Here is a 23,760-nt window from a genome sequence, read left to right on the forward strand (position 1 = left end):
CGGCTTAAACGCTGCGCCCGACGTAGAGCAGCAGGCCCATGCCGATGGCGCCGAGCAGCAGGTAGAGCTTCCACGGCGTCTTCTTTTCGGCATAAGGGTCCGACAGCGCGCGTTCGGCGCCGTCGGGCAGGCGCGCGGTCTGGGTCAGCGCGGTGCCGAAGGGGATGTTGATGCGGGCGCGGGTATTCACCGCCCAGCCGTTGGCGTCGAGGATCGGTCCGAGGTTGCGGTTGCGCAGCTTGAAGAAGGCGATTGCCATCGCCGGCCCGGAAATCATCAGCATCAGCCCGGCCAGCGCTAGCGGCATCTGCCAGGCTTTGAGTCCGAGGAAGCCGGTGACCACCGAGGCCAGCGCGGTGCCGATGGCGCCAAGGGCGAGCCCGACGGCGGCGAAGATGCCGGCGAACTTGCCGGCGTCGAACGGCGTTGGGGCTGGGGCCGGAGCCGCTGGTTTGGCGCCGGCTTCGATCTTCTTGCCGGCATCGGTGACGGCGCTGGCGGCCAGGTCGTCGGCCGCCTTGGCGCGGGCCGAGGCGAGTTTCTGCGCCTGTTCGGCGACCAGCCGGACGATCTTCTTATACGGCGACCAGAAGGCCTGGCGGATGCTGATCGGGTGCTCGACGATCTTGACGATGGTCGCGTCCCAGTCGCGGCCGTCGCGGTCGTAGAAGACGCCGTTGCGGCCGACCATCAGCTGGTCTGAATCGCCGGCGGTGAAGGCAGCGGCAACGGTCATCTTGTCGCCGCCACGGACGCAGTCGCAGTAGGCGAGATAGACGCCAGAAAGCCCGGCCAGCGCGGCGTGCTTGCCGGCGTCGAGGACCTTCACTGTCAATTCGCAGCTGCGGCCGTCGAGGTAGAGGGTGCCAGCCTGGAAGACTGCGCGGTCGCGGCGGGTGTAGAAGTCGGTGAAGGCGGCGAAGTTGTTGGCCAGCCGGGCCAGGTCGCGGGTGTAGCGGACCAGTCGGTCGACGTCGGCGATTGCTTCGGCTTCACCGGCCAGCGCCGCGTCGCGGGCAATCAGCGCGCTCAGGCGGACGGCGTGGTCGCCGGCGAGCAAGGTATCGAGGCGTTCCGGGGCCAGCGTTTCCAGCGCGGAAACCGGCTTGGCGGCAAGCCAGTCGCCATACGCCGCAAGTTGCCCGCGCAGTTGCTGCCATTCGGCATCAGCGAGTCGTTCGCGGGCGCCGAGTAGCGGGGTCACGGCCGCGTCGCGCAGGGCGGCGATGGCGGCGGCCCAGGCCGGGTTGAGTCCTTCGGTCAACGGCAGCGCCGCGCCTTTTTCAACCAGCGCTAGCGGCAAGGCGGCGACCGCATCGCCGGCATCGGCCAGGTTGCGCGCGGCCAGGGTGCGCAGTTCGTCCTCGCTGCCGTTCATCAATAGTCCGGCGCGCGGGTCGAAGGCGGCCAGCCGGCAGCGGGTGAAAAAGTCGTCGATTTTGTCGCGGACGGCGATGAAAGCGGCGTAGGCGGCCGCACTCGCGGCTGGGTCGGCAAGCGGCCGTAGCGCCGGGTCGGCGTCGGGCGCGTGGCGCCAGGCGGCCAGCGCGGCGGCATCGGCAAAAAAGCGGTCGAGCGTGGCCTGGTCGATGCCGGGTTCGCCGCTGCGGTCGGCAACGCTGCCGCAAGCGGTCACGATTTCATCAAAGGTTTCGTTGAGGTCAGGGTCGAGCGCGCTGGCGGCGATCACGCCATCGCCGTTGAAGGGCATGCCGGCGAAGATGCGGGCGCTGTCGGCAGTGTCCTCGGCGTCGATGTGGCCGGCGTCGGCCTTGCCCTGGCTGTTGAGAATCTGGCGCGCCGAGGCAAGCAGCTGGCGGCCGGCTTCGTTGCTGTCGTCAATCGCCGAGAGCGGCAAGGCGCCGCCGGCGATCAGCGTGTCCGGGGTTTTCAGGCGGGCCACCGCCCATTCGATGGCGGCAATCAGTTCCGGGGCGCGGATGTGGCCGTCGTTGTCGCTGTCGAGCAGCGCCAGCGTCCGGCTGTCGAACTCCAGGCCCTGGACCGGGCAGGACAGCGCGACCCACAGCTTCTGGTCGAGTTGGCCGAGGCGGGCCAGGTCTTCGCCGCGGTCGAGGCGGACCTGATCGAAGCCGCCGGCACTGAAAAAGCGCCAGCGGTGCGCGGTATTGGTGCTTGAACCGGGTGCAGTCATGGATATTTTTCCTCAGGCAAAAACGGCCTGCCACAGCCGGTTGACCGTGGCAATGTGAGTTTCGATGCTGTCGAGCAACACGCGGCTCTTGGGCGTGGCCGAGAGGCGCTTGGCGTGTTGCAGGCGACGGTACTCGCGGTAGGCGTCGCCGCTGGCGGTGGCCAGTTCGCGGTCGATCAGACCCAGTTCGCCGGCAATCCGCAACAGCGCGATATTGCCGAGGTTGCCGACCAGTTCGGGGTGCTGGCGGGCGTGGCCGAGCACCAGGTACTGGACGATGAATTCGACATCGATAATGCCGCCGCGATCGTGCTTCAGGTCGAATTCGGTCTCGCTGTTCGAGGCGTGCGCGTCGAGCATCTTCTGACGCATGCCGAGGACCTCCTGCTTGAGCGTCGCCAGGTCGCGCTCACGGCGCAGGATCTCGATCCGCACCGCTTCAAACGCATCGCCCAGCGCCGGGTCACCGGCGCAGAAGCGGGCGCGGGTCAGCGCCTGGTGTTCCCAGACCCAGGCGTTGTTGCGCTGGTAGTCGCGGAACGACGAGAGCGAGACCGCGAGCAGGCCGGCATCGCCGTTGGGGCGCAGGCGCAGATCGGTTTCGAACAGGATTCCGGCCGAGGTCTGGCTCGATAGCCAGGTATTGAGCCGTTGCGCCAGCCGGGTATAGTTCTCCGGCGCATCCGGGTCTTCGTCGTCGTAGAGGTAAACCAGGTCAAGGTCGGAGGCGTAGCCGAGTTCCTTGCCGCCGAGCTTGCCGTAGCCGACGATGGCGAAGCGCGGGGTGGCGCAGTGCCGCTTTTTCACGGTCGACCAGCACAAGGGCAGGGTTTCGCGGAGCAGGGTGTCGGCGAGTTCGCTGAGGTGGTCGGAGAGTTTTTCGATGCTCTGCAAGCCGGCGATGTCCTGCGCCAGCAGGCGGAAGACCTGGGCATGGTGCATTTCGCGCAGGATGTCCATTTCCCGCTCGGTGTCGCCGGCATGGTCGGCCAGCACCCGGCGCAGGCTGTCGCTGAAGCCGGCCCAGTCGGTTGCCATCTCGTAGAGGCGAGGGTCGAGCAGTTCGTCAAGCAGCAGCGGATAGCGGTTGAGGTATTCGGCCGCCCAGCTGGAAGCGCCAACCATGTCGGCAACGCGGCGCAGCGCCAGCGGATATTGCTGCAGCAGCGCGAGATAGGCGCCGCGGCGGGCGATCCCTTCGAGAAAGGTGAGGGCGCGGGCCAGCGTGGTTTCCGGGGCTGGCGTGTTGGCTGCGGCTTCGAGCAGGCGCGGGCCGACCGCGTCGAAGCGACTGCGGTTGCTTGCCGGCAGTTGCTGGTAGCGGTTGGCGGCACGCAGGTCGGCAAGTCGGGCGATGGCCTCTTGCGGTCGCCGATAGCCGAGATTGCCGAGGGTTTCCAGCGCAGTGTCGTCGTCGCACTGGCCGAGCCAGATACCGGTCAAGGGATGTTCGCCGCCCTCAGGGTCGGAGAAGACTGCCTCGAAATGCTGGCTGACCCGGGCGCGGTGGGCGTTGAGCTCGCTGAGCAAGGCTTCCCAGTCGGCAAAGCCCATGTTGCGCGCAATCCGTTCGCGGTCGCCGCTGTCTTCCGGCAGCATGTGGGTCTGCTTGTCCTCGACGTATTGCAGGCGGTGTTCCAGCCGGCGCAGAAAGACATAGGCGCTGCGCAATTCCTGCTCGGTCTCGGCCGGCATCAACTGGCGCTCAACCAGGCGCTGGAGCACCGACAGGGTCGGACGAATCTGCAGGCCGGGGTCGCGGCCGCCACGGATCAGCTGGAAAACCTGGGCCATGAACTCGATTTCGCGGATACCGCCGGGGCCGAGCTTGATGTGGTCGGCCTTGTCCTTGCGCGCCACTTCGCGGCGAATCTGCGCATGCAGGTCGCGCATTGCGTTGATTGCGCCGAAATCGAGGTATTTGCGGAAGACGAAGGGGCGCGAAATCCGGCGCAGGGCTTCCATCCATTCGCCGAGCGCGGCACCTTCGGCGTTGGCGCCGGCATTCATTACCCGTGCCTTGATCCAGGCGTAGCGTTCCCATTCGCGCCCCTGGGTGATGAAATAGTTTTCCAGCGAATCGAGCGAGCAGACCAGCGGCCCGGAGTCGCCGTTGGGGCGCAGGCGCATGTCGACGCGAAAGACCTGGCCGTCGGCGGTGATGTCGCCCAGCGCCTGGATCACGCGCTTGCCCAGGCGGGTGAAGAAATCGAAATTTTCGATGCTGCGGCGGCCTTCGACGCCAGTGGTGTCGCCTTCCTCCGGGTAAATGAAGATGTAGTCAACGTCGGACGAAACGTTCAGTTCGCGGCCGCCGAGCTTGCCCATGCCGATCACCAGCAGGCGTTGCGGCCGGCCGTTGCGGTCGAGCGGTTCGCCGTGGGTCTCGACCAGTTGTCGGTGGTAGTAATCGAGTGCGAAATTGGTGGTCAGATCGGCGAGCAAGGTCATGCTCTCGACCACTTCGGACAAGGGGGCAAGACCGCACAGGTCGCGCAACGCGATGTGCGCCATTGCCCGCTGACGGACCTTGCGCAACGCGCTCTTGACCTCGTTATCGTCGCTGAACGGGCGGCGCAGCGGCGCCAGCAGAAGGTCGTCGGAGAGCGGGTGCAGCCAGTTGGCGGCCAGTTCCGGAATCATTTCCGGGCGGGCCGACAGGGTTTGCCTGAGGTAGCGACTGAGTTCGAGCGCGGCTTGCCAGCGCGGATCGGGGAGCGGGTCGGGCAGCGTTTGCATGGGATTTTCTCGTTGTTGTGGCGCCGCTGCCATTGTCCGGCTGCTGTCCGGCAGTGCCGGGCCGAACAGGATAAAATGGCAGTCTTGGCGATCTCCCGATTGTAGTGACCTATGACCCTTTCTGGCAAAGCAGTCTGACACATGAGTAGTGCGCATGGATAAGCAGACGGCGCCGACCGGCGCCGGTGCCGCTTCTTTTCGTTCCCGGATCGCGCGGCGGATGCGGGCATTTCTGGCCCGCCCGGCAGTCGACCGTGGACTTCGCTGGCTGGGCTGGGGGCTGTTTGCTGCCTGGCTGCTGTTCGTAGCTACCGTCCTTGCCCTGCGTTATGCCGTGCTGCCCGGGATTGCTACCTACAAGAGCGAAATCGAGGCCGCCGCCAGCAAGGCCGTCGGGCTGCAGATCGGAATCGGGCGGATCGAGGCGCGCTGGCAGGGGCTCAACCCGGATCTGGTGCTCGACCGGGTCACGGTCGCGGATCGCGAGGGTCACCCGGTGTTTGCGCTGCACCGCGTCGAAGCGGTGCTGTCCTGGGAAAGCCTGCTCCGGATGCGGCTCAAGCTGGATTTGCTGGCCTTTGAGCAGCCGGTGCTGCATGTGCGGCGGGCGGTTGACGGGCGGATTTCGATTGCCGGCCTGGAACCGGAGGGGGAGAGCGACCCGGCGGCGCTCGAATGGCTGCTCGCGCAGTCGCGGATTCGTATCCGCGACGCCACCCTGGTCTGGGATGACCGGCAGCGGCAGGCGCCGCCGCTGGTACTCGAGGACGTTTATTTCGGTCTTGACAATCGCGGTCACCGCCATCGCCTCGGGCTTTCGGCGGTGCCGCCGGCGGCGCTGGCCGATCGTCTCGATCTGCGCGGTGAACTCAAGGGGGACCTGTTGCAGGCCTTGCAGTCCGGGGCCTTTGCCGAACTGGCGGCACGTCTCTACGTACAGCTTGATTATGCCGATCTGGCCGGCTGGCGGCGCTGGGTCGATTACCCGGTGCATCTCCCGCACGGGCGGGGTGCCCTGCGCCTGTGGGGCGAGATGCGCGATGGGAGCGGTCGTCTGACGGCGGACCTGGCTCTGGAAGAGTTGCGTATCCGCTTGGCGCAGAAATTGCCGGAACTCGATCTGGCCAGCCTGCGCGGCCGGGTTGAGGCGCGTTATCGGCCGGGCGAGTGGTCGCTGGCCGGCAAGCGGGTCGAACTCCAGACCGCCGACGGTTTGCGCATTGCACCGAGCGATTTCCGTCTCGACTGGCGCGACGATACCGCCAGCGGCACGGTCGAAGGGCGGGCCAGTGCCAGTTTCCTGGACCTCGGTGCGCTGGCGGAATTGGCCGGTCACATGCCCTTTGATCCGGCGACCCGCCGCCTGTTGCAAACTTATCGTCCGCAGGGCCGCATAGCCGAACTGAAGGCAAGCTGGGTCCTGCATGACGAAACCCTGCAGCGTTACGCGCTGAAGGCCTCGTTCGATCGTCTTGGTCTGCGCGCCGAGGCGTATTTTCCCGGGGCGGCTGGCTTGTCCGGGCAGATCGACCTCAACGAGCGTGGTGGTGACCTGCTGCTCGATTCGCAGCAGGCGACCCTGGCGCTGCCGGCGGTGTTTCCGGTGGCCGAGATTCCGCTCGACCTGCTCAAGGCCCGGGCCAGCTGGCGCCTGCGTCCGCAGGGCGAGCAGCAGCGGCTGGAAGTTAACCTGGAACGGCTTGATTTTTCCGGTCCGGATGCCGCTGGTTCGGCCCGCGGTACTTATACCAATGCCGGCGACGGTCCTGGCGTCATTGACCTGGCCGCCCGCGTAGACCGGGCTGATGGCAAGGCGGTCTGGCGCTACATGCCGCACGCAGTCAATGCTGATGCCCGGAACTGGATCCGGCGGGGCATCGTCAGTGGCCGGGGCTACGACGGGCGTCTGGTGCTGAAGGGAGACCTGCGCGACTTTCCATTCCGCGATCCGGCCCTTGGCCAGTTCAGCGTGACGGCCAAGGCGTCGGACGTGCGCATCGACTATGCGCCCGGCTGGCCTTTGATCGACCATGTCGATGCCGAGATGAGTTTCGGCATCGGCATGAAAATCAACGCCCAGCGCGGCGAAATCCTCGGGGCTCGTTTGTCCGGGGTGCAGGTTGCGATTCCTGATTTCGAGTCGCACGACGAAATGCTCAAGGTGGCGGGCAGGGCCGAGGGACAGACTGGAGATTTCCTGCGGTTCATCAGCCAGAGTCCGGTGGCCGACAAGATCGACCGGTTTACCGACGGGATGAAGGCCAGTGGCGAGGGGGCGCTCGACCTGCATCTCGACCTGCCGTTGCGGCGTCCGGCCGAGGCCAGGTTGCGGGCCGATTACGCCTTTCGCAACAACCAGCTGCAGGTAGTGCCGGGCTTGCCGCCGTTGGCACAGGTCAATGGCCGTTTGCAGATCACTGAAAGCAGCGTGCAGGCTCGCGACATCGAAGGCCGGGCCTTTGGGGGCGGCTTCAAGGTCCAGGTCCGCAGTCAGGGCCCCCGGGTTGGGGTGCAGGCTGCCGGCACGGCAGCAATTCAGGAAGTGAGCAAGCACTTTGGCTGGCCGCTGCTTGACCGGCTGAGTGGTTCGACTGGCTGGAAGGCGAATATCGACATTCGCCAGCGCAATGCCTCAGTGGTGGTCGAGTCCGATTTGCAGGGGATCAGTTCGCCGCTGCCCGAGCCGCTCAACAAGACTGCGGCCAGCGTCCTGCCGCTGCGCATCGAGCGTTCACTGCCCGATGCCAGTCGTGAGCAATACCGGGTGACCCTGGGCAAGGCAGCGCAGGGCGTGATCGTGCGCCGTGGCGAGCAGTGGGAAAAGGGCGTGTTCGCGATTGGCGACGGCGAATTGAAGTTGCCCGAACGCGGGCTGGCGGTGCGCGTTGGCGGCAGTTTCATCGACGCCGACGCCTGGCGCAGCCACCTGCCGGCAGACGCTGCCGGGGGCGACGGCGGGCATGGCGGGCTGGCTTTGAACGCAGTGACGCTGAAAGCCGCCACCTTGCGGCTGATGGAGCGCGACTACCATCAGGTCGATGTCGCCCTGCGGCCACGCGACGGTGGCTGGCAGATCGGGATCAATACCCGCGAGGCGGTTGGCGACCTGTTCTGGAAGGGGGCTGGCGAGGGCTGGGTCGAGGGCAGTTTCCGGCGTCTCAGCGTGCAGCCGGGTGCCGAGGCCGAGTCCGGCGGCAACAGCCAGAACCTGGTCGACTCGCTGCCGGGGATGAGTCTCGGGGTCGAGAATTTCCTGCTCGGCGATAAATCGCTCGGTCGTCTGACGCTGCGGGCGCGGAACGAAAAGGGGGCCTGGCGGCTGGAGCGGCTGGAGCTCAACAATCCCGACGGCAGCCTGCGCGGCCAAGGCGTTTGGGAAAAGCCCCGGCAGAAGGGCGGGGCGCACCATACCGGGCTGGAGTTCGATCTGCAGGCGCGCGATGCCGGAAAATTGCTTGAACGCCTTGGGTATCCCGAGGGGCTGCGCCGGGGGACGGCCAAACTGAGCGGTCAATTGCAATGGAACGGGCCGTTGACTGCCATCGATTACGGCAGTCTTTCCGGCCAGTTGCGGCTGGAGGCCGAGCGCGGTCAGTTCAACAAGCTGGAGCCGGGGGTGGGCAAACTGCTCGGGCTGATTTCATTGCAATCCCTGCCGCGTCGCCTGACGCTCGATTTTCGCGACATTTTCAGCGACGGCCTGGCGTTCGACAGCGTTGATGGGCGGTTTTCCGTGCGCCGTGGGGTGTTGCGCACCCAGGGCGTGTTGCAGATCAAGGCGCCGGCAGCGCAAATCCAGATCAGTGGCGAAACCGATCTGAAAAATGAAACCCAGTCGCTCGACGTACTGGTACGCCCCGAACTGAGCACGCTGACGACGATCGGCGCGACGCTGATCAACCCCGTCGCTGGTGCCGTTTCGTTGATTGCCGGGGCGGCCGGGCAGAGCCCGCTCAATCGTTTGTTCAGCTACCGCTATCAGGTCACGGGAACCTGGAGCGATCCGCTGGTCGAAAAGAAAAGCGGCAGCGCGCCGCCGCCTTCCGGCGAAACCGAACGGGATGTTACCGCCGCGCCGGAAAAGGACCTCAAGGAAAGCCGGGAGCCAGTCAATGATGGGCAGTAAACAGAACGCACGGGTGGCCGCAGTCCAGATGGTGTCGGGGCCGCGCGTCGAGGCAAACCTGACGACAGCCGCGCGGCTGGTTGCCGATGCCGTGCGGCAGGGGGCGCAATTGGTGTTGCTGCCCGAGTATTTTCCGATCATCGGTGCCGCCGATGCCGACCGGGTGCGTGCCCGCGAGGCCTTTGGCCACGGTCCGGTCCAGGATTGGCTGGCGGCGACTGCGCGCCAGCATGGCATCTGGCTGATCGCCGGCTCGCTGCCGTTGACCGCACAGGCGGCCGACAAGATGTGCAACAGCACGCTGGTCTATAACCCGCAAGGCGAATGCGTGCAGCGCTACGACAAACTGCATCTGTTCGGCTTCGCCAAGGGTGACGAAAGCTACGACGAGGCTGCCTTCATCGAACCCGGCAACACGCCGGCCACGGTCGACACGCCGTTTGGCCGGATTGCGCTGTCGATCTGCTACGACCTGCGCTTTCCCGAACTGTATCGCGGCCTCGGGCCGGTCGACCTGATCGTGCTGCCGGCCGCATTTACCGAAACCACCGGGCGGGCGCACTGGGAAATCCTGTTGCGCGCCCGCGCCATCGAAAACCAGTGTTATCTTCTTGCCGCCGGCCAGGGCGGGCGTCATGAGAACGGTCGTCTGACCCATGGCAACAGCATGGTGGTCGACCCCTGGGGGGAGATTCTCGACCGCAAGTACAAGGGCGAAGGCGTGGTGGTTGCCGATCTCGACCACGCGCACATTGCCGAAATCCGCGAGAGCCTGCCGGCGCTCGCTCACCGCAAGTTACGCTGAATTTTGGAGTTATCCGATGTCTTCCTCTGAGGCCCTGGCGCAAGCCGAATCCCTGCTGCTGGCGCCGTTTGCGCTGGGTGAATCCGACCTGGCCCGGACCTTTGGCCAGATCATGCAGAAGCAGGTCGATTATGCCGACCTGTATTTCCAGTATTCGCGTTCCGAGGCCTGGAGCCTGGACGAAGGGATCGTCAAGTCCGGCAGTTTCAACATCGACCAGGGGGTCGGTGTGCGCGCCATTGCCGGCGAGAAAACGGCTTTTGCCTACTCCGATGACATTAGTGCGCGTGCGCTTGGCGATGCCGCCGCAGCTGTACGGGCGATAGGTGCGGCGGGGCAGGCCGGGACGCTGGCAGCCCCGGGTTTTGGCCAGTTTTCACGGTCGACCGTGAATGCCGGGCTGTATCTCCCGCATGACCCGCTGGCCTCATTGCCGGCCGAAGCCAAGGTCAGCCTGCTCGAACGGCTGGAGTCCTTTGCCCGTGCGCTCGATCCGCGCGTGGTGCAGGTGATGGCCTCGCTCGCCGGCGAGTACGAGGTGATCCTGGTCGCCGGTTCCGATGGTCGCCTGGCGGCCGATATCCGGCCGCTGGTGCGCTGCTCGATCTCGGTGATCATTGAGGAAAACGGCAAGCGCGAGCAGGGCGCGGCCGGCGGGGGCGGGCGTTTCGATTTTGCCTATTTCAGCGACGAAGTGTTGCAGCGCTATGCGCAGGAGGCGGTGCATCAGGCCGCAGTCAACTTGCATGCCGAGCCGGCACCGGCCGGGCAGATGACGGTAGTGCTCGGTTCCGGCTGGCCCGGCATCCTGCTCCACGAAGCGGTTGGGCACGGTCTCGAAGGCGATTTCAACCGCAAGGGCAGTTCTGCATTCTCCGGCCGGGTCGGCCAGCGCGTTGCGGCCAAGGGCGTCACGGTGATCGACGACGGCACCATCGCCGACCGCCGTGGTTCGCTCAACATCGACGACGAAGGCAATCCGACCCAGCGCACCGTGCTGATCGAAGACGGCATTCTCAAGGGCTACATGCAGGACAGTCTCAACGCCCGGCTGATGGGCGTCGCGCCGACCGGCAACGGGCGCCGCGAATCCTTTGCCCACCTGCCGCTGCCCCGGATGACCAACACCATGATGCTGGCCGGCGAGCATGATCCGCAGGAAATCATCGCCTCGGTCGACAAGGGGATTTATGCCGCCAATTTCGGCGGCGGTCAGGTCGATATCACCAGTGGCAAGTTCGTTTTTTCGATGAGCGAGGCCTACCTGATCGAAAACGGCAAGATCACCCGCCCGATCAAGGGGGCAACGCTGATCGGCAACGGTCCGGATGCTCTGACCCGGGTCTCGCTGATCGGCAACGATCTCAACCTCGATCCCGGAGTCGGGACTTGCGGCAAGGAAGGCCAGAGTGTTCCGGTCGGCGTCGGCCAGCCGACCCTGCGCATCGACGGTCTCACCGTCGGCGGCACCGGTTGAGTCGTGGTGTTTTGATACGACGGAATTGAGTTTTTTGGTTTTTTTGTAGTTGGTTGCAGTTTTTTTCCTGGTTTCCGTGGTTTTTTACCCGGAAACGTTGGAAAAGCCGGCAATCCGTTAAAATCAGTTCTTTAAGCCATTTGCGTTACCAATTGAGAGGGCAGGAGTCATGACATCGCCGAGCAAGCCGAATACCGACGACGTACGGATCAAGGAAATCAAGGAGCTGGTGCCGCCAGCCCACGTCTTCCGCGAGTATCCGGCCTCGTCGCGGGCGGCCCAGACGACTTACAACGCGCGCCAGGCCATCCACCGCACCCTGCATGGCGCCGACGATCGCCTGCTGGTGGTGATCGGCCCCTGCTCGATCCATGATTACGATGCGGCGATGGAATATGCCCGCCGTCTGGAGAAGGAGGCGGCCCGGCACGCCGAAGACCTGATCGTGGTGATGCGGGTTTATTTCGAAAAGCCGCGTACCACGGTGGGCTGGAAAGGTCTGATCAACGACCCCCGGATGGACAACACCTTCCGCATCAACGAAGGTATCCGCCTGGCCCGCCGCATCCTGCTCGAAGTCAATGAAATGGGCTTGCCCTGCGCTACCGAGTTCCTCGATACGATCACCCCGCAGTACACCGCCGACCTGATTGCCTGGGGAGCCATTGGTGCCCGTACCACCGAGTCGCAGGTGCACCGCGAGCTGGCTTCCGGCCTCTCCTGCCCGGTCGGTTTCAAGAATGGGACCGATGGCAATATGCGCATTGCGGTCGATGCGATCCGTGCCGCCAGTGCCCCGCATCATTTCCTGTCGGTGACCAAATCGGGTCATACCGCGATCGTGTCTACCCTTGGCAACGAGGATTGTCATGTGATCCTGCGCGGTGGCAAGGAGCCGAACTACGACGCCGCCAGCGTCGAGGCCGCCAGCAGCGAGATCGCCAAGGCCGGTCTGGCGGCCCGTTTGATGGTCGATTTTTCGCACGGTAACAGCCGCAAGCAGTACAAGCTGCAAATGGAAGTTTGCGACAGCGTGGCAGAGCAAATCGCAGCGGGTGAGGAGCGGATCATGGGGGTGATGGTCGAGTCCCATCTGGTCGAAGGGCGGCAGGATCTGGTCCCGGAAAAACCGCTGACCTACGGCCAGAGCGTGACCGATGCCTGCATCCACTGGGAGGACAGCGTCCGGGTGATGGACCAGCTGGCGGCCGCCGTGCGCGCGCGCCGGGTCAAGGAAGCAGCAGAGTAATCATTGGGTGCGCCCTGCATGTGTGGGGCACCAACAAAAATGGCGAGCCGCGTTGCTCGCCATTTTTTCGTCCGCAGCGGTAGCCGGTTCAGGCCATGGTGGCGAGAGCCGCCGCCAGATCGGCATTGCTGTTGTCACCGCCCGGCATTTTCGAGCCCAAGCCTTCCTCGACCTCGGTGGTGTAGCCCTGATTGCGCAGGGTGTCGGCCCAGAAGTGCGCCATTTCCGAGGACGTGTGCCAAGGGCCGCGCTCGATGACTGGGCGCGGCTTGCCACAACGATATTTGGTAATGACGCGAAACACGTTCGGGCAATTTCAGGGGGAGGGGGAAACGGCTGCAAGATTACCGTACTTTTGCCGGAAGTGCAGCATCCACAGCCGTTCCAGCGTCAAGTTCAGGCGTTCTTGCCCTTTTGCCAGAGTACATCGCCGCGGCCGCCGGCCCGGTTGAGCACGCGGCCGAGCACGAAGAGCAGGTCGGAGAGGCGATTGACGTAGCGGCGGGCGGCGTCGGGCAGTGGTTCGGCGCGGTGCAGGCGGACCATGCTGCGCTCGACCCGGCGGCAGACCGTGCGCGACAGGTGGGCGAGGGCAGCGGCGCGGGTGCCGCCGGGGAGAATAAATTCCTTGAGCATCGGAAGATCGGCGTTGAATTCCTCGACCAGATTTTCCAGGCGCTCGACCTGACTGTCCTTGATCACGTTCATGCCCGGCAGGCAGAGTTCGCCGCCGAGGTCGAACAGGTCATGCTGGATGCCCAGCAGGGCGTCGCGAACGGAATCGGGCAACTCTTCGCAGAGCAGCACGCCGAGTCCGGAATTGAGTTCGTCGACCTCGCCGATGGCGTCGATGCGCAGACTATCCTTGGTCGTTCGGCTGCCATCGCCGAGGCCGGTCGTGCCGCCGTCGCCGGTGCGGGTGACGATTTTCGACAAGCGGTTGCCCTTGCGTTCGCCGGTGTCGTTCTGGGGGGTCTCGTTGTTATCCATGCTGGTCTCCTGATCAAGTGGGCGGATTATACTGACGGGCCGAAGCACTGACCTTTGTCCCATGCCAAAGTTTGCCGCCAACCTCAGTTTTTTGTTTGCCGACGCGCCTTTCTCCGAGCGCTTCGGGCGCGCCGCCGCAGCCGGATTTGCCGGCGTCGAGTACCTTTTTCCCTATGATTGGCCGGCCGCCGAGGTTAGCCGCTGGTTGACCGAGGCCGCTGTCGAACAGGTCCTGTTCAACTTGCCGCCGGGCGACTGGGCGGCCGGGGAGCGCGGTTTGGCCTGCCTCCCCGGGCGCCAGGGCGAGTTTGCCGAAGGCGTTGAACGGGCGCTGGCTTATGCGATGGCACTCGACTGCCCGCGCGTGCACTGCATGGCCGGGCTGCGTCCGGCAGGCATCCCGGAGGACGAACTGAGTGCCGTCTATGTCGCCAATCTGCAGTACGCCGCCGACCAGCTCGGGCGCGAGGGGATCGACGTCCTGATTGAGCCGATCAACAGCCGGATCGACATGCCGGGTTACTGGCTCGACGATGTGGACAAGGCGGTACGCCTGCTGGATCAGATAGGGCGCGACAACGTTCGCCTGCAGCTTGATCTGTACCACGCCCAGATCATTCGCGGCGATCTTGCCGGTTGTATCGAGCGGCACTTCCCGCGCATCGGCCATATCCAGGTGGCCGACCACCCTGGGCGGCATGAGCCGGGCACGGGCGAAATCCACTACCCTTTCCTGTTCGCATTGCTTGACCGGCTCGGTTATTCGGACTGGGTGGGTTGCGAGTACAAGCCGCTTGGGGCGACTGAAGCCGGACTCGACTGGCGGCGGGGATGAGCCTGTTGCACCGGTCGGGCCGTGCTCCGGCCTTGACCGATGTCAATGACGCTTGTGTCTCTCCTGCTCAGGGTGGCTGCCTGCGGCAGGGAGGGTTATCCCTGTCAGTTTTGTCAGTTATTCAATTATGCCTTTGGTAGTAAAATCAGCCTTTCGGGCGCGGCACAGGGAATTTTTGGGCGGCGTAAACCAGTATGCAATCCCTTGATTTCCGGGTGGCGCTTGCCTGCCGGCAGCAATTCCGGCTGTTGCCATCGGGGTATCATGGGGCCGGTGTGACCGTGGGTGGATGTTGCCCGCAGAAAATACAAACAACGAGGTTAAGGAATGAGTGCGGGCAATTCGGTGTTCGAGATTACTCAGAGTCTCGATGACATGGGTAAAGAGCGCGTCAAGCGGTTGCTGGAAGGGGGGGTCAAGATTCCGCCACAGCCCCGGGTGGTGGAAGAGTTGCGCAAACTGATCGCCCGCAAGGAAATGGATGTCCGTCTCCTTGCCCGCACCATCAATCAGGATCCCGGGGTGGCGGCCATGCTGTTCAAGGTGGTCGGCAATGCTGCTTATCGCAAGTTGCAACCGTTCGACTCGATTGAACAGATTCTCCATGCTGTCGGCGTGCAGCAAACCTACCATCTGGTACAGGCGATCACCCTGGCTTCGATCGGTGACAAGAAGAAAAATGCTGCTGTATACGAGGCTTTCTGGGCGCGTTCGCAAGCAGTGGGGCAGTTGGCGATGCTGATTGCCGACGAGCGGATTGCCGTCTGCAACATCTTCCCCGATCAGGCCTATCTGGCGGGTATCTTCCACGATTGCGGCGTGCTGCTGCTGATGCAGCGCTTCCCGACTTATTGCAGCGAGATGCGGCTTTCCGAGCAGGGGCGCTGGGTCGATCTGACCGCCGAAGATGGCAAGTTCAATGCCGATCACTGCGTGGTCGGTTATCTGGTCGGCCGGCATTGGCATTTGCCTGAATTCATCTGTGACGGTATCCGCCATCACCATCACATTCAGGATATTGGCGATCACCAGGCTCGGACCATGGTCGCGATCCTGTCGCTGGCCATCGATATTTATTACCGCGATCAGCGGGTTGCCAATCCGGAATGGGATGAGATCAAGGAATCGGTGCTTGAGGAACTGGGCTTGAACGAAGAGGCGTTGCCCGAATTTGTCGACGTCATTCTCGAGCGCTTCCACGTCGCCATGGCCGACCTCTGATTCGCCAGACAGGTTGCCGCAAATACTCAGGGCCGCTTGCGCGGCCCTGATGCATTCCGGGGCCCGGCATTTCTACCGGGCGGCGACCATTGTGGCTGGCCTGCTGATCAGTCCTTGCGGCCCAGACCGCCGAGCAGTGCGGCAACGACCCGGCGCGGCTTGTGCGGGTCGATCTTGGCCGGTGCCTGCGGGGAATCGGGGATTTCTCCCTGCGGCTTTTCTTCATAAGGCCGGCTGAAGTCGAACCCGTCGGCGGCAATCATCGGATTGCGTCGCCGTCCCGAAGTTGCCGGGCGCGCCGCCGGCTGGGTCAGCGGTGCCTTGCTGGGCGCAGGCGCGGGGCGTTTCTTCTTGTTCCCCGGCGGGTATTCATATTCCGCTTCGGGCTCGAAACCTGCGACCTCGATTTGTTCAATCGGCCGCTTGATCAATTTTTCGATCTCGACCAGATAGCCGACTTCGTGCGCGCTGACCAGAGAGATTGCGTTCCCCTGGCGCCCGGCGCGGCCGGTACGCCCGATCCGGTGAACGTAATCTTCCGGCACGTGCGGCAACTCGTAGTTGATTACATACGGCAGTTCGTCGATGTCGAGACCGCGAGCCGCCACGTCGGTTGCCACCAGCGCCTGGGTCTGGCCGGCCTTGAAGGCATCGAGGGCCTTGATCCGGTCGAGCTGGCTCTTGTCACCGTGAATCGCGTCGGCGTGGATGCCGGCCCGCTGCAGTTCGCGTGAGAGGCGCGAGCAGCCTTGCTTGGTGCGCATGAAGACGATGCACTGGCGGATATCGCCGGATTTCAGCAGTTTGATCAACAGTCCGCGCTTGCCCCAGTCGGAAACCGGATGCACGCGATGGCTGATGGTTTCCGATACCTGGTTGCGGCGGGCGACTTCGACCAGCACCGGTGATTGCAGCATGGTATCGGCCAGCTTCTTGATCTCGTCCGAGAAAGTGGCGGAAAACAGCAGGCTCTGCCGCTGCGCCGGCAGCATTTTGAGGATGCGGGTGACGTCGGGGATGAAGCCCATGTCGAGCATGCGGTCGGCTTCGTCGAGGACCAGCGCTTGCACCGAGTTGAAGCTGACGCTCTTGTTCTCGACGTGGTCAAGCAGACGGCCCGGCGTGGCGACCAGGATTTCGACGCCTTTTTTCAGTTCTGCGATCTGCGGCTTGATATCGACGCCACCAAAGGCGCATAGTGCCCGCAGCGGCGTATGCTTGCTGTAGGCCTTGACCGATTCGAATACCTGCAGCGCCAGTTCGCGGGTCGGAGCCAGGATCAATGCGCGGACCGGGTGTTTGGCCGGCGAGGGGCTGGAACTGGCAAAAGGCAGGATGCGTTGCAGGATCGGCAGCGTAAACGCTGCTGTTTTGCCGGTGCCGGTCTGGGCGCCGCCCATGATGTCCTTGCCGGAGATCACCAGCGGGATGGCCTGGGCCTGGATCGGCGTGGGCTTGCTGTAGCCCATGTCGTTGAGGGCGCGCAACAGTTCGGGCGCGAGGCCGAGGTCGGCGAAAGTGGTTTCTGCGACAACCGGGGTCGCAGCGGGGACGGAAGAAGCGTCCTGAGAATGGATTTCTGACATGGGCGGGAATTATACGCGTTACGCCTGCAATTCGTTGTTTTCCACGGTCAACGCGGGTTTTTCGCTGCTTTTGCCGAGGTAAACGGTGAACCAGAAATGGCTGCCCTGGCCGAGCCGGCTGTCCACGCCGCATTCGCCACCCATTGCCCGGGCGAGTACGCGGCAAATGGCGAGTCCCAGGCCGCTGCCACCGAAGCGGCGGGTGGTTGAGTTGTCAGCCTGCTCGAAGGGGGCAAAAATCCGGGCTGCCTGCTCCTGGCTCAGCCCGATTCCGCTGTCGCGCACGCTGAAGCGGAGCAGCGCCTGGGCGTCGTCCTCCTGCAGGCAGTCGGCACTCACGTCAATTTCGCCGTGGGTGGTGAATTTGGCTGCATTGCCGACGTAGTTGATCAGCATTTGCCCAAGCCGTAACGGGTCGCCATGCAGTGTCTGCGGCAAGGCCGAGAAATCCACATTGAAGGCAATGCAGCGCTGGCGTAGTTGTTCGCCGAACATCGCCTGCAGGGTTTCGGCCAGGGAGGTGCCGGAAATCCGCGCATGCTGCAATTCGAGCTTGCCGGCTTCGATGCGGGCCAGATCGAGGATGTTGTTGAGCAACTCCAGCAAATGCGTTGCCGCAACATCAATCCGCTGTAGCTTGTCGGCCTGTTCCGGACGTGGATGCTGGCGCCGCAGAATGTGGGTCAGACCGATCACGGCGTTGAGCGGAGTGCGGATTTCATGGCTGATATTGGCCAGAAACCGGCTCTTGGCCTGGCTGGCCTGCTCCGCTCTTTCCTTGGCGCGCAGCAGTTCGCCGGTCCGCTTGCGGACTTCTTCTTCGAGCTGGTCGCGTTGTCCGGAAAGGGCCCGCTCGGTCTGGCGCAGCGCTTGCAAGGTGGCGCCCTGGCGGATCAGTGCGCGCAGCAGCAGATGGCACAGCCCGGTCAGCAGCAGGGCGACGCTCCAGGCGGCCAGGCGCAAGGTCGGGTGGCTTCCGGCTTCCGGCAGCGGGGCCGCCATCTGCCAACTGCCGCCGGGAATCCGGATGTCGAGCAGCAGGCTGTTGCCACTGAAGGCCTCCGGGTTGCCCATGAACACCTCGCCATCACTACCCTTGCCGTCGCGGCCGCGCAGCGCAAAGCCGGCCGGCAGGCTGCGGCCGAGCGAACGCAGGTGGCGGAACAGGCGTTCGTTATCGATCACCGTACTGATCATGCCCCAGTAATTCTGTTCGATATACACCGGAATCCGGTAGATCAGCGCTTCGCCTCCCTGTTGCAGCGGCGTCGGTCCGGCCAGCGAAGGCTGGCGCTTTTCGATGGTGCGGCGGACGGCCGGCCATTGAGTGGGATGGTCGGGGTAGTACAAGCCGAGCGCGGCCTCGTTGCCGATCAGCGGATAGATGTAGCTGAGCCGGTTGGCGGGAGCGATGCCGATGTTGCGGATATGCCGCCCCTGGCGGTACAGCTCGGCCAGCATCGGAGTGATGTCGCCGGCGGCAATCTGGCCTTTGCGGGCCACGATATAGGTTGCGATCCCGCTGGCGATGTGGGCGCTGGCGTTGAGTTCGGATTCGATCAGGACGCGCAGGTTGCCGGCTTCGTGCCAGGCCTGCGCGCGCTGTTCGGCAATCCTTCCGGTCTGTTCTTCGGAGACCAGCAATTCGGCGCAGCCAACGAACAGCAGCAACAGCAGCAGGGTCAGCCAGTGGAGCAGCGCGGCCGGCAGATTCTGCAGGCGGTGCTGCAGTTCAGTCAGCACGGGGGCTCCCGGTCGAGGGAAAGGCGGCGGCAAGCAAGCTCGTCAGGGTCTCGCGTTCAACCGGTTTGACCAGGATTTCATCAAAGCCGCAGCCAAGGAAGCGCAGGCGCTCCTCGGGAAAGGCGTGCGCAGTGTAGGCGATGATATAAAGGCTGGCACCCAGCGGCAGGGCGCGCAGGCGACGGCAGGTTTCCTCGCCGCTGAGCCCGGGCATGCTGATGTCGAGCAGGACCAGCTGGAAGTCGCCGGCCGCTGCGGCGGCCAGTGCGTCTTCGCCGCTATCTACACTCACCGTTTGCCAGCCCAGCAGTTTCAGGTATTTCTCGGCGAGCAGGCGGCTTGAGGCTACATCGTCGACGATCAGGGCGCGCGTTTCAGACAAGTCAATCTCCTTGCCGCAAGGGCAGGTGCAGGGTGAAGCAGGCCCCCTGACCAGCCTCCGATTCGAGGCTGAGGCGGCCGCCGAGCAGGCTGGCCAGCTGGCGCGAGAGCGCCAGGCCGAGTCCGATGCCGCCGTGATGGCGGGTCAGGAAGTGTTCGAGCTGCTTGAATTTCTCGAACACCGCTTCGTGATTCTCGCGGGCAATCCCGGGGCCGCTGTCGCGGACAGCGATCCGGATTTCATGCTCGTCGCCGGTGACCTCGATACGGATTTCGCCGCTGGGGGTGAACTTCACCGCATTGTCGAGCAGGCGGTCGAGAATCTGGCGGATGCGCAAGGGATCGGAGTGCAGCGGCGGCAAGTCAGCGTCGGTGCCGCTGACGCTGACTTGCAAACCCTTGTCGCTCAGCGGCGTGCGCAGCGGCAGCAGGGCCTCGCGAATCAGCAGCGGCAGGTCGATCAACTCGCACTGGGGCGTCATTTCGCCGGACTGCACGCGGGTCAGGTCAAGGATGTCATTGACCTGACCGAGGAGCTTTTCTCCGCTGCTGTGGATGATGCGGGCGTACTCCACCTGTTCCGGGTCCTGCAGTTCGTTGTGCAGCAGGTCGGCAAAGCCGATGATGCCGTTGAGCGGGGTGCGCAGTTCGTGCGAGACCGTGGCCAGGAAGGCGGATTTCAGCTGGCTGGCCTCTTCAGCCTTGTTGCGCGCCTCTTCAAGCCGGGTAAACGATTCACCAACCGAGTCGGCCATGCGGTTGAAGGAGTTGGCCAGTTCGCCCATCTCGTCTGCGCTCTCGCTGCTCAGGCGGCGCTGCAAGTCGCCTTGCTGGAAAGCATGGATGCCTTCGATCATCCGGGTAATCCGCCCGGTCATCAGGTCGGCCAGCCAGATGGCGATGCCGATCACCGCGATCGCCATCACCAGCGTCGACCCCCACAGCCCCAGGGCGGTGCTGCTCAGGCTGCTGCGGATGTCGCTGAGCAGGCCCTCGCGTCCGGCCTTGAACTCGGCGTCCTTGTCGCTGAGCAGGCGATTGATCCGGTCGGCGGTTTCGGTTGCTGCGCGGTGGAATTCATCGACGTTCGCGCCGATTGTGACAAAACCGAAGCCCTGCCGGCTCTCGCCGTATTGGCCGGTGTAGTAGGGGATGGCCGCAGCCGTGGTGAGTTTCCACAGACCGGAGAAGAAAATCACGAACGAACCCGAACCGCCGTGCTCGGTCAGTGCATTCCAGCCGTGGCATTGCGGCGAAAAGTTCAGGTAGCGGCAATCCAGGCCGACGTTGCCGGCGGCGGTCAGTGCGGCGGCCGGCTTGCGCTTGAGGTCGGGATCGCGGAAGGCCGGAATGCCGGCCAGGAACTGGTCCGAAGGCTGGCCGCTCTGTTGCCATTCGGCATATAGCTCTTCGTCCAGCCACGGCGTTGCCGGGCGGCCGGTGGCCGGATCGTAGCCGACGATGAAATAGTCGCGCGGATGCGAGATCGAGCGGCTCTTGTGGTCCCAGATGAAGGCGTAGTTGCCGTTGCTGGCATCCGAAATCGGGGTGTAGCGCTGCTCGGTCGGCATCAGCCGGTCGGAAAACTGGCGAATGTGGTCGTGATCCAGGGCCAGCGTCACGTAGCCGGCCAGCTTGCCGTTTTGCAGCACCGGGGTCGCCCAGCGGACGATGCCCCGGAAGCGTTTGCCGAGCGGGTTTTCGCTGCCGGCATAAGCCGATTCTTCCGGCCGGAACGGCTTGCCGGCTTTTTCCAGGCGCTCTGGCGTGTAAGCGCCGATCAGGTGGGTTGGCACATAGGCGCCGATTACCTCGGAGACGTAGATTTCACCGGGCTTGAGCTTTTTCAGCTCGGAAAAATAGCTTTCGGCGCCGAGGAAGGTATTTTTACGGTCGACCACGTTTTTCAGCGATTTTTCGGTCAGATTGCCGCGTGTCGCCTTGATTTTTTCCTGGCCGTCGGGGGTGATGAAGCTCATTTCGACAAACAGCGGCCGCTGTTCCTCCTCGCCCAGGTATTCCGCCGGGCGGGCATGGAAATCCTTGGCGTTGTCGCTGAGGATGGTGCGCGTCATGCGCACCTCCGGAGTCACCGGGGTGACCGGCTCCCAGCCTTTGCCGTCGGCCTTGAGGCGCCATTCGCCGTGCTTGTGCAGGCGCCGGGTGTGGTCAGCGAGAAAGCGCTGGAAAGCCGCCTCGGACAGTTCCTGGCGGGCAGCCAGGCGAATGTCGCGGTCGCGGTCGTAGAGAAAGTCGGCGATTTCCTTGGCGGTGTCGACCGTCAGTGCTTCGATCGCCTCGCGCGAGCGCAGGTCGAGGGCGCGGATCGAGTCGTCGATCACGGTCTTGCCGATATGGCCGATGGTCGCGCGCATCGCCTCGGCCATTCCGCCGGCCTTGTCCGACACGTCGTTGCCCAGGCGGCTGGCAGCATTCCAGGCAAAACCGGCAAGCAGCAGGAGCGGCACCACCTTGATCAGGACAAAGAGGGCAATCAGTTTGCCGCGCATGCCGCGCAGAAAGGCGGGGGTGGGCATCGGGTTCTCCTGGGCCGTATGGCGCCGCTTGGGGCGTCAGTGTTTTGCCGGCTTGGCGGGTTCCTTGGGGGGCGGATCCTTGGCGTCCTTGGCCGCTTCCTTGCCGTCGCCGGCGGGGGCTTCGCCTTCTTTGGGTGCGGCGCCTTCGGGATTTTCGCCCTCAGCCTTGGGCTTCTTCTTCTTTTTCTTTTCCGGCGGCTCGGGCGGCGGGGCCGGCGGCAGTTGCGGGGCGATGGTCTCGATGCCGTTCTCGCGCATATAGGTATCCATCTCCATCCAGCCGGCGTAGATGTTGGCCTTGGCCAGCCAGCGGTAGATCGAATAGCAATCCTCGATCGCCCGTCCGGAGTGGCGGCAGGCGCTGCCGACCGCCTTGCCTTCGGCTTCCAGGCGCGCCTCCTTCTTGACCGGGTCTTCCAGTCCGAGGCGCTGGTTTACCTGCTCGCAACCGGCCAGGCCGATGGCGGCGGCAACAATGAAAGGAGTGTGCTTGAGCATCTGCGGATTTTCGCACAATTGCCGGGGAAAATGCTTTTTGGGCGGCCTTTTCGCCGCGCTATAATTGCCTTTTTAGGGTATCCGGAGTTGTTGTTCATGTCGTATTCGCCGCGTCCGCTGTTTGCCGCACTGGCCCTTGTCTTTTCCTGCTCCGCATTCGCCGCCAAGGCGCCGGCCCCGGCCAAGGCGGCCAAGCCGGCTCCCGTAGCGCCGGCGGCCGCACTCGAACTGGCGCACAACCTCGGTGAGGTCGGCGAAGCCCGCCTGCAAGCCGTGGTCGAGCGCTTCAACCGCGAACAAGGCGCGGCGCTCAAGCTGGTTCGCCTGGAAAAGGGCGCTTCTCCGGCACTGCTCAACCTGGTCCGCCGCTACGACATCGACGAAGTCCTCAGCCAGCCCAAGCAGTTCCTGCCGCTGCACGCGATGATGAGCAAGGCTGGCGTACCGCTCAAGGACGGTGAGTTGTCGCCCGACCTCAAGGCGGGCGTGGTTGATGGCAAGGGCAAGCTGGTCGCGCTCCCGGTGGCTTATTCGACCCCGGTGCTGTTCTACAACAAGAATGCCTTGCGCAAGGCCGGGCTCGATCCTGAGCGCCCGCCGCAGACCTGGTTCGAGATGCAGGCCATGCTCGACAAGCTGCAGGATAGCGGCTTCCAGTGTCCGTACACCTCCTCCTGGCCGGTCTGGGTGCATATCGACAACGTCAGCGCCGTGTCCGGCGTACCGGCAACCACCGACAAGGGGCAGCTGGTGTTCAACGGCCTGCCGCAGGTCAAGCACATCGCGATGATGGCCACCTGGCAGAAGGCCGGCTACTTCCGCAGTTTTGGCCGACGTGCCGAGGCCAGCGAGCGCTTCCGCGAAGGCGAGTGCGCAATGATCACTACCGACTCGCGCGAACACACCGACTTCCGCGACGCCCGCGGTGTCGAACTGGGCGTTGCTCCCTTGCCGTATCACGATGACGTTTATGGCGGCCGGCGCAATACCTTGGCCGATGGCGCTGCGTTGTGGGTCGGCAGCGGCCGCTCGGCGGCAGATTACAAAATCGCCGCAAAATTTGTCGCATTCCTGCTGGCGCCCGAAATGCAGGTCGAAATGATCCGCCAGTACGGCCAGCTGCCGCTTACTGCGGCCGCCCGTGCGGCTGCCAGCAGCAAAGTCCTGCAGGACGACGGCACGCGCAGCCTCAAGATCGCCTTCGACTCGTTGCAAGGCAGCGGCGCCAAGTCGCCGATGCGGGTTGCCAACATTGATGCCGTGCGTGCCATTGCCAACGAAGAACTCGAAGCCGTCTGGTCTGACCGCAAGCCGGCCAAGGCCGCGCTCGATACGGCGGTGAATCGCGGCAATGCGCTGCTCAGTGCCAAGCCGGCACTCAAAAAAGCGCAACCTTTCTGAGCCCGCTGCCCGCCCTG

The 23,760-nt window shown here is 64.3% G+C and carries 16 protein-coding genes; 7 read left to right on the forward strand and 9 right to left on the reverse strand.

Features of this window, described 5'->3' with window-relative positions; genetic code table 11:
* Positions 1 to 4: 4 nt before the first annotated feature.
* Positions 5 to 2,155, reverse strand: coding sequence for a hypothetical protein (locus tag VX159_RS03530; protein WP_371324611.1), 2,151 nt, complete (start codon positions 2,153 to 2,155; stop codon positions 5 to 7).
* A 12-nt stretch (positions 2,156 to 2,167) separates the two neighbouring features.
* Positions 2,168 to 4,894 (reverse strand): bifunctional [glutamate--ammonia ligase]-adenylyl-L-tyrosine phosphorylase/[glutamate--ammonia-ligase] adenylyltransferase, encoded by a 2,727-nt coding sequence (gene glnE / locus VX159_RS03535; RefSeq protein ID WP_371324612.1) that lies wholly within the window; start codon positions 4,892 to 4,894, stop codon positions 2,168 to 2,170.
* Between the two features lie 154 nt (positions 4,895 to 5,048).
* Between glnE and VX159_RS03540 the strand changes: the two genes are divergently transcribed.
* The 4 genes from VX159_RS03540 (at position 5,049) to aroG (ending at position 12,551) form a co-directional block, all read left to right on the forward strand.
* Positions 5,049 to 9,020, forward strand: coding sequence for a YhdP family protein (locus VX159_RS03540; protein ID WP_371324613.1), 3,972 nt, complete (start codon positions 5,049 to 5,051; stop codon positions 9,018 to 9,020).
* Positions 9,007 to 9,825 carry a carbon-nitrogen hydrolase family protein gene (locus tag VX159_RS03545; protein ID WP_371324614.1) on the forward strand — a complete coding sequence of 273 codons (819 nt, stop codon included), beginning with the start codon at positions 9,007 to 9,009 and terminating at the stop codon, positions 9,823 to 9,825. The genes VX159_RS03540 and VX159_RS03545 overlap by 14 nt, the downstream gene beginning before the upstream one ends.
* Before the next feature lie 16 nt (positions 9,826 to 9,841).
* Positions 9,842 to 11,302 carry a metalloprotease TldD gene (gene tldD / locus VX159_RS03550; protein WP_371324615.1) on the forward strand — a complete coding sequence of 487 codons (1,461 nt, stop codon included), beginning with the start codon at positions 9,842 to 9,844 and terminating at the stop codon, positions 11,300 to 11,302.
* 169 nt (positions 11,303 to 11,471) lie between these two features.
* Entirely contained in the window at positions 11,472 to 12,551 is a 1,080-nt protein-coding gene (aroG, locus tag VX159_RS03555) for a 3-deoxy-7-phosphoheptulonate synthase AroG (RefSeq protein WP_371324616.1), read from the forward strand.
* 88 nt (positions 12,552 to 12,639) lie between these two features.
* Here the strand turns inward: aroG and VX159_RS03560 are convergent, their stop codons facing one another.
* Positions 12,640 to 12,774: a hypothetical protein gene (locus VX159_RS03560; protein ID WP_371324617.1), complete on the reverse strand. Its 135-nt coding sequence runs from the start codon at positions 12,772 to 12,774 to the stop codon at positions 12,640 to 12,642.
* 173 nt (positions 12,775 to 12,947) lie between these two features.
* Positions 12,948 to 13,541 (reverse strand): cob(I)yrinic acid a,c-diamide adenosyltransferase, encoded by a 594-nt coding sequence (locus VX159_RS03565; RefSeq protein ID WP_371324618.1) that lies wholly within the window; start codon positions 13,539 to 13,541, stop codon positions 12,948 to 12,950.
* Between the two features lie 61 nt (positions 13,542 to 13,602).
* Between VX159_RS03565 and hyi the strand changes: the two genes are divergently transcribed.
* Both hyi and VX159_RS03575 read left to right on the forward strand, forming a co-directional pair.
* Positions 13,603 to 14,376 carry a hydroxypyruvate isomerase gene (gene hyi, locus VX159_RS03570; protein WP_371324619.1) on the forward strand — a complete coding sequence of 258 codons (774 nt, stop codon included), beginning with the start codon at positions 13,603 to 13,605 and terminating at the stop codon, positions 14,374 to 14,376.
* A gap of 327 nt (positions 14,377 to 14,703) precedes the next feature.
* A complete protein-coding gene (locus VX159_RS03575) occupies positions 14,704 to 15,597 on the forward strand; it encodes an HDOD domain-containing protein (protein WP_371324620.1) in 894 nt (297 codons plus the stop codon).
* A gap of 107 nt (positions 15,598 to 15,704) precedes the next feature.
* Here the strand turns inward: VX159_RS03575 and VX159_RS03580 are convergent, their stop codons facing one another.
* The 5 genes from VX159_RS03580 to VX159_RS03600 all read right to left on the reverse strand — a co-directional run bounded on the left by VX159_RS03580 (position 15,705) and on the right by VX159_RS03600 (position 22,342).
* Positions 15,705 to 17,066: a DEAD/DEAH box helicase gene (locus VX159_RS03580; RefSeq protein ID WP_371325487.1), complete on the reverse strand. Its 1,362-nt coding sequence runs from the start codon at positions 17,064 to 17,066 to the stop codon at positions 15,705 to 15,707.
* 135 nt (positions 17,067 to 17,201) lie between these two features.
* Complete coding sequence (locus tag VX159_RS03585) at positions 17,202 to 18,926, reverse strand: ATP-binding protein (protein ID WP_371324621.1); 1,725 nt, start codon at positions 18,924 to 18,926, stop codon at positions 17,202 to 17,204.
* Positions 18,916 to 19,308: a response regulator gene (locus VX159_RS03590; protein WP_371324622.1), complete on the reverse strand. Its 393-nt coding sequence runs from the start codon at positions 19,306 to 19,308 to the stop codon at positions 18,916 to 18,918. Before VX159_RS03590 ends, VX159_RS03585 begins: the two co-directional genes overlap by 11 nt.
* A 1-nt stretch (position 19,309) precedes the next feature.
* Positions 19,310 to 21,844, reverse strand: a complete 2,535-nt coding sequence (locus tag VX159_RS03595) for an ATP-binding protein (RefSeq protein WP_371324623.1) — start codon at positions 21,842 to 21,844, stop codon at positions 19,310 to 19,312.
* Positions 21,845 to 21,880: 36 nt separating this feature from the next.
* Positions 21,881 to 22,342, reverse strand: a complete 462-nt coding sequence (locus tag VX159_RS03600; RefSeq protein ID WP_371324624.1) for a hypothetical protein — start codon at positions 22,340 to 22,342, stop codon at positions 21,881 to 21,883.
* 96 nt (positions 22,343 to 22,438) lie between these two features.
* Here VX159_RS03600 and VX159_RS03605 point away from each other — a divergent pair, with 96 nt between their 5' ends.
* Positions 22,439 to 23,743 (forward strand): extracellular solute-binding protein, encoded by a 1,305-nt coding sequence (locus VX159_RS03605; RefSeq protein WP_371324625.1) that lies wholly within the window; start codon positions 22,439 to 22,441, stop codon positions 23,741 to 23,743.
* Positions 23,744 to 23,760 lie beyond the last annotated feature (17 nt).

The sequence above is a fragment of the Dechloromonas sp. ZY10 genome (genome assembly GCF_041378895.1).
Lineage (GTDB): Bacteria > Pseudomonadota > Gammaproteobacteria > Burkholderiales > Rhodocyclaceae > Azonexus > Azonexus aquae.